The 13,462-nt window shown below is 46.2% G+C and carries 13 protein-coding genes; 5 read left to right on the forward strand and 8 right to left on the reverse strand.

Going from position 1 to position 13,462, the window contains the following annotated elements:
- The first annotated feature begins 116 nt into the window (after window positions 1-116).
- Entirely contained in the window at window positions 117-1,271 is a 1,155-nt protein-coding gene (locus MKX46_RS08190; protein ID WP_341071120.1) for an MFS transporter, read from the forward strand.
- Window positions 1,272-1,390: 119 nt separating this feature from the next.
- On the opposite strand, the gene MKX46_RS08195 is transcribed toward MKX46_RS08190, so the two are convergent.
- The 3 genes from MKX46_RS08195 to MKX46_RS08205 form a co-directional block, all read right to left on the reverse strand.
- A complete protein-coding gene (locus MKX46_RS08195) occupies window positions 1,391-2,143 on the reverse strand; it encodes an amino acid ABC transporter ATP-binding protein (protein ID WP_341071121.1) in 753 nt (250 codons plus the stop codon).
- 14 nt (window positions 2,144-2,157) lie between these two features.
- Entirely contained in the window at window positions 2,158-2,826 is a 669-nt protein-coding gene (locus MKX46_RS08200; protein WP_165178660.1) for an amino acid ABC transporter permease, read from the reverse strand.
- A gap of 73 nt (window positions 2,827-2,899) precedes the next feature.
- Window positions 2,900-3,751 (reverse strand): amino acid ABC transporter substrate-binding protein, encoded by an 852-nt coding sequence (locus MKX46_RS08205; RefSeq protein ID WP_341071122.1) that lies wholly within the window; start codon window positions 3,749-3,751, stop codon window positions 2,900-2,902.
- 279 nt (window positions 3,752-4,030) lie between these two features.
- On the opposite strand from MKX46_RS08205, the gene MKX46_RS08210 reads away from it, so the two are divergent.
- A complete protein-coding gene (locus tag MKX46_RS08210; protein ID WP_341071123.1) occupies window positions 4,031-5,332 on the forward strand; it encodes an MFS transporter in 1,302 nt (433 codons plus the stop codon).
- A 127-nt stretch (window positions 5,333-5,459) separates the two neighbouring features.
- Here the strand turns inward: MKX46_RS08210 and MKX46_RS08215 are convergent, their stop codons facing one another.
- Window positions 5,460-5,717: a GlsB/YeaQ/YmgE family stress response membrane protein gene (locus MKX46_RS08215; protein WP_025686368.1), complete on the reverse strand. Its 258-nt coding sequence runs from the start codon at window positions 5,715-5,717 to the stop codon at window positions 5,460-5,462.
- A 296-nt stretch (window positions 5,718-6,013) separates the two neighbouring features.
- Between MKX46_RS08215 and MKX46_RS08220 the strand changes: the two genes are divergently transcribed.
- Window positions 6,014-6,277, forward strand: coding sequence for a YkgJ family cysteine cluster protein (locus MKX46_RS08220; RefSeq protein ID WP_322252265.1), 264 nt, complete (start codon window positions 6,014-6,016; stop codon window positions 6,275-6,277).
- Between the two features lie 36 nt (window positions 6,278-6,313).
- Entirely contained in the window at window positions 6,314-7,264 is a 951-nt protein-coding gene (locus MKX46_RS08225) for an acetylxylan esterase (protein ID WP_341071124.1), read from the forward strand.
- Window positions 7,265-7,392: 128 nt separating this feature from the next.
- Here MKX46_RS08225 and MKX46_RS08230 read toward each other — a convergent pair whose 3' ends face one another.
- The gene (locus MKX46_RS08230; RefSeq protein ID WP_029515655.1) at window positions 7,393-7,716 is read right to left on the reverse strand and encodes a DUF3817 domain-containing protein; all 324 of its coding nucleotides are present in this window, start codon (window positions 7,714-7,716) and stop codon (window positions 7,393-7,395) included.
- A gap of 151 nt (window positions 7,717-7,867) precedes the next feature.
- On the opposite strand from MKX46_RS08230, the gene MKX46_RS08235 reads away from it, so the two are divergent.
- Window positions 7,868-8,872, forward strand: a complete 1,005-nt coding sequence (locus MKX46_RS08235) for an LLM class flavin-dependent oxidoreductase (RefSeq protein ID WP_341071125.1) — start codon at window positions 7,868-7,870, stop codon at window positions 8,870-8,872.
- Window positions 8,873-9,203: 331 nt separating this feature from the next.
- Here the strand turns inward: MKX46_RS08235 and MKX46_RS08240 are convergent, their stop codons facing one another.
- The 3 genes from MKX46_RS08240 to dhaK all read right to left on the reverse strand — a co-directional run bounded on the left by MKX46_RS08240 (window position 9,204) and on the right by dhaK (window position 13,462).
- Window positions 9,204-10,817, reverse strand: coding sequence for a cellulase family glycosylhydrolase (locus MKX46_RS08240; protein ID WP_341071126.1), 1,614 nt, complete (start codon window positions 10,815-10,817; stop codon window positions 9,204-9,206).
- Between the two features lie 404 nt (window positions 10,818-11,221).
- Entirely contained in the window at window positions 11,222-11,473 is a 252-nt protein-coding gene (locus tag MKX46_RS08245; RefSeq protein WP_039273050.1) for a hypothetical protein, read from the reverse strand.
- Window positions 11,474-11,701: 228 nt separating this feature from the next.
- Entirely contained in the window at window positions 11,702-13,462 is a 1,761-nt protein-coding gene (dhaK, locus tag MKX46_RS08250; protein WP_341071127.1) for a dihydroxyacetone kinase subunit DhaK, read from the reverse strand.

Here is a 13,462-nt window from a genome sequence, read left to right on the forward strand (position 1 = left end):
AGTGTAGGCTTGGGGCATTAACGGTAAGAGCATTGCTTCTATGACGGGAGCAGTGTATCTTCTCGTTCGTATGTCTACCTCCTATCCAGAAACCAATGGATAAGGAGGTTTTTTGCATGAAAAGAATACTTGGAATTCTAATGATTAATATCTTCATCGTTATGGTGGGCGTTGGTTTAATTACCCCTATTCTGCCGGAATTGATCATTGAATTTGGTGCCAGTGGGCGAGCAATCGGTTTATTGGTAGCAGCCTATGGCATAACGCAATTCCTGCTCTCTCCCCTGACCGGACAGCTGTCTGATCGATATGGGAGAAAAGTTTTTATCGTCGTAGGTGTTATTGTTTTTGCTATAGCTAAATTTATCTTTGCTATTGGAGATGAGCTATGGATGCTGTATACCTCAAGACTTCTGGAAGGAATGGCAGCAGCCCTGATTGTTCCACCGATGATGGCATATGTAGCGGATATTACAACAACCGAAGAACGCGCCAAAGGGAACAGCCTGCTCGCCGCAGCCATGTCATTCGGATTTGTTATTGGACCTGGACTGGGTGGTCTTCTTGCAGGATATGGAACGAGAGTCCCGCTGTATACAGCAACAGGTGCTGCTATAGCTGCTGTTATTTTTTCGGTGTTTTGTTTGCCAGAAAGTTTATCAAAAGAGCAAATGAAAGCAGCGCGGGCAAGAATGATTCAGAAGGAATCTATTTACAAACAATACGCGAGATCATTGAAGTCAAAATATACAATGCTCTTTGTACTTGTCCTGGTGATGACCTTTGGACTCGCTAATTTTGAATCTGTTCTTGGTTTATATGTAACGAACCGCTTCCAATTCTCGCCGCAAAATATTGCTGTCATTCTGACCGCAGGTGCTGTGATCGGAGTCGGTATGCAAGCATTAGTTGTTGCTAAAATAATCAATCAGTTTGGTGAACAAAGGGTGATCAAAGGATCGCTTCTTTTCACCTCGGTTGCTTATATTTTATTTCTCTTAGCCAAAGATTTCTGGAGTATCTTCATTGTCACTTCTCTTATTTTCTTTGCCACAGCTATGCTTCGTCCAGCCCTTAATACACAATTATCGAAGATGGCCGGGAATGAGCAAGGATATGTAGCTGGTATGAATAATGCCTATATGAGTGTTGGGAATATTTTAGGCCCTACTCTAGCGGGATTTTTATTGGATGCAAATCTGTTCGCTCCATTCATAGTAGGCTGTTGTATTCTATTGATTACTTTTTTGTTTACATTAAAATTGAAATAAAAGAGGACAACTGATGAGCAAAAGGCAGCTACGGGTGCGAGGCTTTATTTTTCAATGCCCGGCTGTAGCTGCCTTTTATTCAGTCTAAACGCTTATTTTAATAAATACTGTAATTCTCTTTATTCTGCTTCCCCGCTTAGACGATTCAAAAACTGAATAGCCCGTGGACTGGTGGGCTGCTCCAAGACCTCATGCGGCGTACCCTGCTCAACGATTATGCCCTGATCCATCAAAATCACATGGTCCGCGACCTCGGCTGCAAACTTCATTTCATGGGTAACAATGACCATCGTCATCCCTTCGGCAGCCAGCTGTTTTATAACCTTGAGCACTTCGCCTACCAACTCGGGGTCAAGCGCGGAGGTCGGCTCGTCGAACAATAGTACCTCAGGTTCGACCGCCATTGCCCGGGCAATACCGACACGTTGCTGCTGTCCTCCCGACAACTGATGCGGATAGGATTCCGCTTTATCAGCCAACCCCACTTTTTTAAGCAATTCCAATGCACGTTTGCGCGCCTCGTCCTTGCTCTTTTTCTGAACCGTGACTTGTCCCTCCATCACATTTTGTACTGCTGTCATATGCGGGAAGAGGTTGTAGGATTGAAATACCATCCCTGTCCGCTTGCGCAGTGCCAAAATGTTTTCTTGCCGGAGCTTCGTTCCTTTCGCAAAATTCAGTGCAATATCCCCTACTTGGATCTCTCCTTGGTCAGGAACCTCCAGCAAATTCAAGCAGCGTAAAAGCGTTGTTTTACCAGAACCGGAAGGACCGATGATAACAAGCACTTTCCCCTTACCCAACGTCACGTCAACACCCTTAAGCACTTCCAGCGAGCCGAACGATTTGTGTATATTCCGAATTTGGATCACCGGTACAATCTCCTTTATCTGACGGAAAAACGGCCTAGTCGCTTCTCCAGGTAATTTTGCAGCACAGTCAATATGGTGCTAAATAGCAGGTAAATAACCCCCGCCTCGGTATACACCAATAGCGGTTCGTATGTGGTAGCTACAATCTGGTTAGCCGTTCTGAACATTTCCACATAGGTGATGGTCGCAGCAAGTGAGGTATCCTTCACCAAGCTGATGAATGAATTAGCCAACGGAGGTACGGACACACGGGATGCTTGCGGGAGCACGATACGACGCAATACTTGCCAGCGCGTCATCCCCAGGGAGTACCCCGCCTCCCATTGGCCTTCCTGAATGGATATGATAGCCGCACGCATAATTTCAGAGCTATAAGCCCCTACGCTGAGGGTAAAGCCGATCACTGAAGCAATAAACGGGTCCAGTGTAATACCTACGGAAGGTAAACCATAGAAAATAATATACAATTGCACCAGCAAAGGAGTTCCTCGAATCACCCATACATAGAAGCCAAAAATCAGCTTGAGTATTCTCCATTTGGACAGCCGGGCCAACGCTGTAATCAGCGCCAGCACGAGTCCAAGAGCAAAGGAGATAAGCGTGAGCGGAATCGTAAAAGAAACCCCTGCTTTTAGCAGAGGCAATAATGAATCCATAATGATTTGTATTTGGCGATCATCCATTGTACAGACATCCTTTGAAAAGATAGGTTTGAGAAGATTCGGTTCAACTTGGCGAACGTTTGGTCTTCATTGATTATTTGGATACGTCGGCTCCAAAATATTTCTCGGAGATTTTCAGGTACGTACCGTCAGCCTTCATATCTGCCAGCGCTTTGTTTACTTCCTTGATCAAATCTTCGCTGCCTTTATTGAATACAGCTGCGCTGTGTGAAGCATCTGAAGATTCGTCCACCTTTTTGATGGGTGCGTCAGGCTTTTGCTTTTTCAGATCAAGATAGGATAATCCATCATTGACGGTCGCATCCACCCGTTTGGAAGTGAGGAGGTCAATGGCTTGGTTGAATCCCTCTGTCGCCACAATTTCCGCACCGTTACTTTTCGCGATTTGAGTCAGGTTGCTGGTCAGGGACTGCCCAGCCTTTTTCCCTTTTAGATCAGCAAATTTATGGATGTCTGTATTGTCTTCGCTTACGATCAGAACTGCCTTGGAGACAATGTACGGATCGGAAAAATCATATTTTTGTTTGCGCTCATCTATAATGGACACTTCATTGAATACCGTGTCAAACCGCTTGGAGTTCAACCCTGCGAATATGCCGTCCCATTGCGTTTCGATAAACTCCGGTTGTACCCCCAAACGTTTACTCACTTCGGTCGCAATATCGACATCGAAGCCTGTCAGTTTACCAGCAGCATCATGATAGGTAAACGGAGCATAGGTGCCTTCCGTGCCAATTCTCAGCTTGCCACTTGCTTTTACAGATTCAAGAGTAGCTGTAGCGGTGGTATCTGCTTTTCCATTATTAGATCCGTTTTCTCCGGTAGATGCATTATTGGTACTGGCGCCTTTATCGTTGTTACCGCATGCCGAAACCAGCAATGCCATCACGATGAGTACAATCGGCAAAAAACTAAATTTTTTCATGGTATCCACACTCTTTCCCTTTTCTTGATAACCTAGCACACGGCTGGTCATTGAATAGTACATCATTCATTTTCACGCGTCAATGCTTTTATCCAATAATCCCTATGCAAAAGGTAAGCTATTTACTTTTGCAGCCTATAGTTATTCTAGGTTGACTCTTTCATTGGCAGGCTATTCATTATAACTCCCCTCACAGCAACTTTTTCTGTACCCTTACGTTAGAGATTTCGTATAATAGGTTTTAATATGCAGTTTAGAAATATGTACCGGAGTGTGATCATGGATACCCAAAATTCAACCTTATCCTCTACTTCACCTGAAGGCAGTCCCTCGGCCTGGGCTACCTTCACTTCACCTTTAAAACAATCCAAAGCGTTCACCTTGTTGTGGCTTGGACATTGGATCGCAATGTTGGGGAGCTCAGTCACCACGGTCATTTTGCCACTGGTTATCTATTCCCTAACAGGCTCGACTACTATCATGGGACTGGCGATGACGGTTTATATGCTGCCTAATGTACTTATTCTGCCTTTCGCAGGAATGATTGTGGACAGAATTGACCGAATCCGTCTCCTTCTGTTTACGAATATCGCCCGGTTTGGGCTGATGTTCATTGCGGCGATGCTGATGTTTACGGGCGGGATGAAATTGCCGTTTCTATTCGTTGGCCTAGCGTTGTACGGATTGATGGACGGTATCTTTAATCCCGCTTATTCTGCCTTACGTGCACAGGTGTTCACACCGGACATACGCAATGCAGCCAATGCGCTTAGTCAGATTAGCATACAAGCCGTCCGTCTACTTGGTCCTCCGTTAGGAGGCTTCATTGTATCTTTTTCCTCACCAGGTATCGGCTTTGGGCTGGATTCTATCGCTTATCTGATATCTTTTGCCTGTTTTTGGATGCTGAGCGCTCATTTGGCCTCCATCATCGGCAAAGGTCAGGTAGATCCAGAACAGCAAGATCAGGGGGGACAGCATTTTCTCAAGGATTTTATCGCAGGGTTTACCATTCTCAAAAGCCATCCTTGGCTATGGATTACGATTCTTGCCTTTTCATTCATTAATATTTGTTATTCAGGCATTATCGCTGTACTCATTCCATGGCTGTTCAAGGTTCATCATGGCTACAATCCAATCGTATATGGCATTGCGATGGCAAGTAGCGGTATTGGCGCCATGTTGGGGGCCTTTGTGTATGGATCACGCAAGCATTGGAAGCATCGCGGCCTGCTCGCTTACTTAGGAGCTTTTGTCAGCGGTCTTGCTTTACTACTGTTATCTGTAGTCACCTGGATGCCAGGACTGATTATGAGCATGATGCTCGAAGGGTTTGGCATTATGATATTTGCGATTATCTGGGAGACGAGCCTTCAGGAATTAGTCCCAGCCGAGTCTTTTGGACGTGTAGCTAGTCTGGATCTAATGTTTTCCTTTGCCCTGCTCCCTGTCGGCTATCTGGCAGTAGGTGCTGTGGCGGACAAGCTTGGTGGTATGTTCACCATTGGCATGTTTGCAACCATCGGCATGTGTATCGTGCTGGGCGTTCTGAGTGTTCCTCATATCAGGCGTTTTCAATAGGACAAATTCGTCACTTTTCCTCAAAAAAAGCTGCTCCCACAGGTTCATTTGCGAACCTTGCGGAAGCAGCTTCTTTCCATTTTAGCCTTGTGCCCCAAAGGGCCAGTCTATTCAATGATTCGTAAAGTTAGCCTCTGCTCCGTCCAACGGAACGGAAGATCAAGCTTACAATCACGACCAGCACAATCGCACCAATTAATGCAGGAACGATGTAGAACGATCCGATTTCAGGACCCCAGTCTCCTAGAATCAAGCTACCCAACCATGCACCGATAAAACCAGCGATGATATTACCTATCACGCCACCCGGAACATCACGACCTGCAATAATTCCTGCCAACCAACCAATAATACCACCAACAATCAATGCCCATAACCAACTCATTTTGCGTCACCTCGTTTAAGTTTTTATCGTTGTGTTCTATTATTAACCACTCGAACTCCTTTTGAACACACAGAATTCAATTGGTTAATATTACCACAGAATGAAACACTGATTTAGGGGTTTGATATCATCCTACGTGCCTCTACGACTATTTATACCCCTTGTGTGAAAAGTGTGTCTAATATGCGTTATCCTTGTATTCCTGCTTTTTTTGTGCCATCCTCACATTATGGCTTCATCAATGTCACTTCATGCATAAGTTACAAAAATAACAGATTATTAAGGAGTGACCCCAACTGGAGTGTCGAGTAGGATGTGCCGCGTGCTGTATTGCCATTACGATTTCTTCCCCTATTCCCGGGATGCCAGATGGAAAACCAGCTGGTGTTCCTTGCCCTCAGCTAACTTCCGATTACCGTTGCCGATTGTTTGGCAAACCTGAGCGCCCGGTTGTATGCAGTGGGTTCCATGCTGATGAGGATACGTGCGGAAGCACTAATGAAAGAGCATATGAGCTACTGAGAGAGCTGGAGGAGTCAACTTTACCGGGTAAAACTTAAGGAGAAGTTCATTCTATATGAAGGAGAATTTTGATTATGAATGTTATTGAAAAAAGAATTGCCGAATTGAAGCAATATCGACCCGATCTTACCGCCCCAAAGGATATAGATTTATTTTGGGCCAAAACACTGGAAGAAGTCCACGCCAAACCTGTACATGCGTTCAAAACTCTCGTAGAAACGCCATATCCTCATATTCTTGCTTACCGGGTTACTTTTGAGGGTATCGATGATACGCCTCTGCATGCCTGGTATGTACGTCCCCGATTTGCCGGAGATCAAAAGCTGCCGTGTATCGTTCTGTTTCATGGCTATACAGGCGGAAAAGGCTATCCTGAAGATTATTCCTCCTGGCTCATGCTTGGTTTTGCAGTATTGGCGGTAGATGTCCGTGGTCAGGGGGGAGAAACGGGAGACCGTCTGGGTGATCCTCATGGTACGGTTAAAGGCTGGGTAACGAAAGGAATATTGGACAAAGATACCTGCTACTACAAAACGATTACAACTGATGCCCTTAGAGCCGTAGATTGGGTAGCGGAACAGTCGGATGTCGATTCGGCTAAAATCGCAATCAGTGGCGCCAGTCAAGGCGGCGGACTTTCATTAATGGTGGCTGCGCTCAGCGATAAAGCTGCTATTACAGTAGCGGATATTCCCAATATGTGTCATATGGATTTTGGTATGATGAATTCTACCAGTTCGCTGACGGAAGCAGCTGAATTTGCTAACCGATTTCCGGAGCATTTGGAGCAGGTACTACATACATTAAGTTATTTTGACGTGATGAATCTTGCTCATCGTATTCGTATCCCGATCATGGTATCGGTAGGGTTCAAGGATACTGTGTGTATGCCAGAGACGATTTTCGCCGCTTATAACCGTATTGAATCACCGAAAACGATTGAAATTTATCCGTTTACCGGACATTGGGTTGAAGGCTTTCAAAGACGCAAAACGGTTGAATTTTTAGTGCAGCATTTTTCATAATTCCTCCGGTGCACAAAAAAAGAACACCACGCATCAACCTGCGTAATGTTCTTTTCTGCTGCATCGGGGCCAGTCCCGCTTACGCCAGACAAACATCCTCGACAACACACGAAACAAATCTTCTAAGATTACGATGCAGCTCGCTGTTCTGCAGCCGAATCCCCTGTCCATTTTCGCACCCAAACAAAATCCATAATCATCAGACCAAACGGAATGAAGGAGGCAAACATAATAAAAAGAGGCCGCCGTATAGACCAATGCAGTGCTGTTTTCCCATAGATCAAAGCAACGAGGAGCAACAAAAAGCTCACCCGGTATATGTTACCAATCACCATAACCGCCTGGGCCATGCCCGCTGCTTGCAGCGGCTGGTGGGTGAATAGTATCGCCAAATAAGCTATAGCTTGAATCCAGAGCATGAGTCGGACACGCCCTAAAGGTGTTCTTAACACAATTTCAATCCCCTCTCCATTAGCAAGGATGTACTCTCATCCTTTACACATCCTTTATTATAACGAAAAGGTCCCCAAACTCCAACCTATCCATTTTGAATTTTGACCTAATGAGTTGTGTCTGATAGAGTTGTGTAAGAGGTGATTATAAATGCTTAAACTGGGTATACTGGACCAGTCTCATATTCCTGAAGGCGGTACTGCTCAGGATGCATTATCCAATACAACAGATTTAGCCCGCGAAGCTGACCAACTGGGGTACAGCCGTTATTGGGTATCCGAACATCATGCTTCCAAAACACTAGCGCATTCCAGCCCTGAGGTGCTGATTGCGCATTTGGCTGCTCACACATCACGCATTCGTGTGGGTTCAGGCGGTATTATGCTGCCACACTATAGCGCGTATAAAGTCGCCGAAAACTTCCGTTTGCTGGAGGCACTCCATCCAGGACGTATCGACCTGGGAATAGGGCGGGCTCCCGGTGGTTTACCGCTTGCTACTCGCGCCCTGCAGGAAGGCAAGTACCAATCTGTCGAACAATATCCACAGCAGATTCTCGATTTAATCGACTACTTCCATGATTCGGTGCCTGACAATCATCGGTTTGCCGGTCTTCATGCCTCCCCGATGATATCGACCGTTCCTGAATTATGGTTGCTCGGCTCCAGCGGAGAGAGCGCCCGATTGGCCGCGATGATGGGGGCCTCCTATGCCTTTGCCCAATTTTTCGGGACTCCAGGCGGTGTAGAAGCTACTGCACGTTACCACGAGCAATTTCAGCCTTCGATCCTGGGAGATAAGCCCCATTCCATGGCGGCAGTTACGGTGGCCTGCGCTGAAACCGAAGAAGAAGCTGAGCAGCTGGCGTCCAGTGCTAGTCTGTATTTCCTTTTGCTCATGCAAGGTAAAGAAATGAGTTCTCTTCCGTCGGTGAAAACAGCAATGTCCTATCCATACACAGAGTTGGATCATGAGCGGCTGCGTCAGTCCGCAGCATGGCGTGTTGTTGGTACCCCTGAACAGTGTAAGGAACAGCTACTAAGACTGGCTGAGCAGTATCGTACCGATGAGTTATTGGTCGTTTCATCCATTCATGACTTTGATAAACGTGTTCAGTCCTACCGTCTGCTGGCCAAAGCTTTTGATTTGGTATAGACAGCAGTTGAACGGAGGCTGAGCTTCAGAAACATAAAAAACCCCCGCCTGCCTATGATGGCAACAGCGGGGGTTTGTCGTAGAGAAGGGTTCATTGGAACCACCCCATCTACACTATGGAAGTAATTCAAGCACTACAAAAGCCTAACACCATATGGTACTTTGGTAGTATACACATCGAAACTAAAGTTCCAGTTGTTACCTCCTAATGTTCCAGTTCGTATATACCAAAGGCGCATATTCTATACTCCAAACCTTGGAAAAATCACACCCAAAAGTCCCATTCTTTACTCATTCCGATAAAGTTAATAACGGTTAAATTCTAAGGTTCCTAAGGTTCTATACCCCAAACCAGCTTACCCTGCTGATATACAGTGCCATGGTCCCAGTCTGCAAATGCTTTTTGGGTAGCACCATAGGAGTAATCGTTGGTCTCATCAAAATTGCTCCAATTTGCAGCATGAATACGGGGTTGAATTTCTCCGCTTTCCCCACCGGGCTGAATCGTTCCTGCTCCATCTGTGAAAGAAATCTCCACATATTTATCAGCCTTGGCCTTTGGATTCGGCAATGTTACAAAAGTTGCTTTTACCTTCTCATTGCCAATCCTGGCCCAGTCTACAAAAAACTGCTGAGCTTGTTTGCTTTCATCTGTGTAATAGTAGCGAATTTTTAGATCGCTCAACTTCACAGCTGTTTTCCCTGTATTTTTGATATTAAATTCAGGACGGATTGCGTTATCCTTGGCATTTGTGTCACCGGTGCGATACTGTAGCACAATTCCTTGATCGTTACTGCCTGGTGTACTTCCTCCGTTGTCGTTATCGCCGCCGTTGTTGCCACCACCGTTATTACCGCCAGTGTTGCCATCTCCGCCGTTATCCCCACCGTTGTTTCCGCCTCCACCAATGTTGCTGGAGCCTTCCAGAATCGCCTGTTTTACGAATTTGCCAGAAGCGGACAATTGTGAATCAGGCCATCCGCCCTTACGGTCAGCACCAGACATCAGCGCAGCAGAGGTCTCATTTTTATCTGACAGCGACCAGTTAGTCCAACTGATTCCACGGCTAGCCAGAAAATCAGTCCATACTTTGGATTCATTCAGGAACGGACCACCGTTACCCGAAGCATCGCTTGTACCCCACTCGGTAGCAAATATGCCCACGCCTTTGTTCAGTGCATAATCGACCCGATCGCGCAAGAATTGTCCATGCGTACCCGCATAGAAATGTACGGTATACATTGTATTCTTGTCTGGAAGTGGATGGTCTGCTGCATCATGTACATCCTGACTCCATGTGCCTGTTCCTACAATAATAATATTGTCCGGGTCCTTAGCGCGAATAACCTGAGATACCTCAGACGCATAAGGTCGGATTTGATTGTTCCAGTTCACATTTCCATTCGGCTCATTGGCAAGTTCATAGATTACGTTAGGTAAATGGCCGTACTGAGTTGAAAATTCATTAAAGAAAGCTTTGGCTTCATTTTTATGAATGTTCGGATCGCCATCTGAAAGAATGTGCCAGTCGATAATGACGTACAAGCCCAGTTTCTGTGCTACCTCAATCACTTCTTTCACTTTATTTTTCAAAGAAGGATTGGCGATATAACCACCTTCTTCAGTGTACAGTGCAACCCGAAATACGGAAATGCCCCAATCGTCCCGTAGCCATTTCATAGAGTCCTGATTTACCAGATCCCCAAACCATTGGACGCCGTGAGAGCTAATACCTTTGAGTTGCACAGGTTTACCGTTTTTATCCACCAATTTACCATTCTTTACTGAAAGTTGTCCGTAACGTTCCACAGGTGTCGTCCCAGCAGCCTCTGCTGTTTGCGTATTCCAGTTGAATCCGTTCGTTAACGTTAATAGTAATACTGCTGTTAGCATCACCGCTACTCTTTTTGCGATCCTTGACAGGATCCATTGCCCATTCATCATTTACACATTCCTTCCTTTTTATAAAGTAGATGAGACTTATCAGTACGTTGTTCTCTGCTCTTTTACCCCCTCCTTTATACAACAAGAGGATCAGGTCCAAACATCGATATCACTTACCTGTATATGGATGATACTACTATTATAGTTAGTTCCATGTTACATTTCGACTTTATGATAGAAAATGAACAGGAAGTCACGGTTTTGGGATGTGTTCTACTTGGTTGGCTACTATGGAGTACTAAAGGGACAAAAGACTCATTTACCAATTGCAAAATTCGGAGAATTTTAGTTATTTTAATAAAAAAAGACCGCTTCCCGTGCCTTGGCTCGGTAGCAGTCTTATAGATGATCTTATATGTGATCGAATAATGTTACAAATATCGTCTTAACGTATGATCTCCCTATTACCCCTGAGCAGTTGCTTGAGGTTCTTTGGTCGTCTGATCTTTCTTCATATCGCCGCCATCCGTCGCTTGCTCTGTCAGTACAGTCTCAGATGAGTTACCTATTACCTTGTCAATAAGTTGCAGCCAAGGTTCTTCACTACCTCCACAGCTCTCAATATCACCGAGCAGGGACTCTAGCGTGGTTCCTTCTTCTGGCAAATCAATAACTAAACTGTCTTCGTCAACTTGGATGGTGCAGCAGGTTTTCATTGTAAATCCCTCGCTTAATTCATATTTGAGCATGCAGTAAGCTAGCTCAGATGGGATGAACTCCCATGGATTCCGGGATAAGCCCGTTGAATCCGTCTGAAATTATAAACCTAATGCACATCAATTGCAATGAACAAACCTTGAATTTTTAAGAATTAGCGAGTGGTACGGGCAGGAATGGAAATCTAAACGAAGTGTTCGTGCCAGTAATTTTGGATTTATAGAAAATCAGTTCAAACAATCAGCAAGCTCCGTAAAAATCACGCCAAGCGCATAAGCCCCCGCGTCTGGATAACCAAGGCTTCTCTCTCCTGCCGTTCCGGCACGGCCCATACGCGCCACGATGTCTTCCGTCTTTTTGGCCCCTAATACAGCGGCTTGAGCACCACTTACAAAGGCTGTCTTCACGTCAAAATCTAATTTTGCGCTCTCCAACCAGCTATCTGCACATGGCACTAATGCGTCAATAAGCGTTTTATCGCCAACAACGGCTCCTCTGCCGAAAGAACGTTCGCCTGTTGATTGTATGCCTTGCACCGCAGCCTGCATCATATCTGCGAATTCGGAAACGGTGAGTTCGATTCGTTCGCCAGCAGATCGTGCCGCTGCGCGAAATGCTGAGCCCCAGATCGGACCCGAGGCGCCACCGCAGTATTCCATGATGACGAGCGAGCATGAATGAAGAAAGGCTCCCATCGTCAAAGAGTCTTGATTCAGGATGTCTCTCCATTCCCGTTTCAGCTGACGAAATCCCTTAGCAACGCTCATGCCAAAGTCACCGTCGCCTGCATGAGCGTCAAGATCGCAGAAAGGTACCTCATTCTTGATGATAACCTCACTCATCTTATCGACTAGGTAGGTAAGATTGTTCAACGTAACTTTGTTGTTCTCAATAACTGCGAAGGCAGGGTCCGTTTCCACCTCAAAGGATACTTGCCGCTTTTCGTCTGCTACAGTTGAAATATCCGTGAATACGACATGATCAACAGGTCCAGCCACCTTGAATGCAGGTGCGTTGCTTTCATGGGAAAGGAGCGTTTTCAGTTCGTTGTCCAGCTTCATGATGGAAACCGAGATACCTGCCATATCGATACTCGTCATATAATTGTTGACAAAAGTGCGATCAATCTTGATCCCCTTCGCTGCTAGTTCGCGAGTGACCGAATGGTTGAAGAGGTACAGTTCTTGCAGAGGCGTACCGCCGAAACCATTGATCAACAGGGCGATTTCTCCGCTGAAGCCAGTTTCAATCTGCATGTCTCGAAGGAGATCGGTTACCATTCTGGCTGCCAGCGTATCTGCATCCGTCAGCTTCTCGCGGCTGGTCCCAGGCTCGCCGTGAATGCCAACACCGTACTCGATTTCATCATGCCCGAGCTCTAATGTTGGCGTGCCCTTCGCCGGCACGGTACACGAAGTCAATGCGAATCCGATACTGCGTACATTCGCAGCGGCTTTCTCGGCTACTGCTTTAACTTCCGCCAGACTCCGGCCCTCTTCCGCCGCTGCACCCGCGATCTTGTGGACGAGTACCGTTCCCGCCACTCCGCGCCGTCCGACTGTATATAGGCTGTCTTCTACCGCGATGTCGTCCTCAACCTTTACATAGTCCACTTCCAGACCGTCTTCAGTGGCCAAATGGGCGCCGTTTCTAAAGTTCATAATATCGCCGCTGTAATTTTTGATAATCAGCAGCGCACCTTTTTTCCCGGTCGTCGCTCGGATGGCCTGATATACTTGAATTTGTGAGGGAGAGGCGAAGACATCACCGCAGACCGCGGCATCGAGCATCCCTTGGCCAACGAAGCCGGCGTGGGCGGGTTCATGCCCGCTACCACCGCCGCTGACGAGCGTTACTTTCTCCGCGTTCAATTCCTTTTTCTTGAGCACTTTGTATTTTGGCAGAAATTCCAACTCAGGATGCGCGAGCGCAATACCACTGCACATCTCAAGAACCAAATTTTCCGCACGGTTGATGACCTTTTTCAT

Source organism: Paenibacillus sp. FSL P4-0113 (genome assembly GCF_038009305.1).
Lineage (GTDB): Bacteria > Bacillota > Bacilli > Paenibacillales > Paenibacillaceae > Paenibacillus > Paenibacillus polymyxa_D.

Excerpts from the sequence above, each read along its gene's own strand:
- MKX46_RS08235 (WP_341071125.1), top strand. The coding sequence starts at position 7,868 with ATGCTTAAACTGGGTATACTGGACCAGTCTCATATTCCTGAAGGCGGT.
- MKX46_RS08205 (WP_341071122.1), bottom strand. The coding sequence starts at position 3,751 with ATGAAAAAATTTAGTTTTTTGCCGATTGTACTCATCGTGATGGCATTG.
- MKX46_RS08225 (WP_341071124.1), top strand. The coding sequence starts at position 6,314 with ATGAATGTTATTGAAAAAAGAATTGCCGAATTGAAGCAATATCGACCC.
- MKX46_RS08245 (WP_039273050.1), bottom strand. The coding sequence starts at position 11,473 with ATGAAAACCTGCTGCACCATCCAAGTTGACGAAGACAGTTTAGTTATT.
- MKX46_RS08190 (WP_341071120.1), top strand. The coding sequence starts at position 117 with ATGAAAAGAATACTTGGAATTCTAATGATTAATATCTTCATCGTTATG.
- MKX46_RS08200 (WP_165178660.1), bottom strand. The coding sequence starts at position 2,826 with ATGGATGATCGCCAAATACAAATCATTATGGATTCATTATTGCCTCTG.
- MKX46_RS08240 (WP_341071126.1), bottom strand. The coding sequence starts at position 10,817 with ATGATGAATGGGCAATGGATCCTGTCAAGGATCGCAAAAAGAGTAGCG.
- MKX46_RS08210 (WP_341071123.1), top strand. The coding sequence starts at position 4,031 with ATGGATACCCAAAATTCAACCTTATCCTCTACTTCACCTGAAGGCAGT.
- MKX46_RS08215 (WP_025686368.1), bottom strand. The coding sequence starts at position 5,717 with ATGAGTTGGTTATGGGCATTGATTGTTGGTGGTATTATTGGTTGGTTG.
- dhaK (WP_341071127.1), bottom strand. The coding sequence starts at position 13,462 with ATGAAAAAGGTCATCAACCGTGCGGAAAATTTGGTTCTTGAGATGTGC.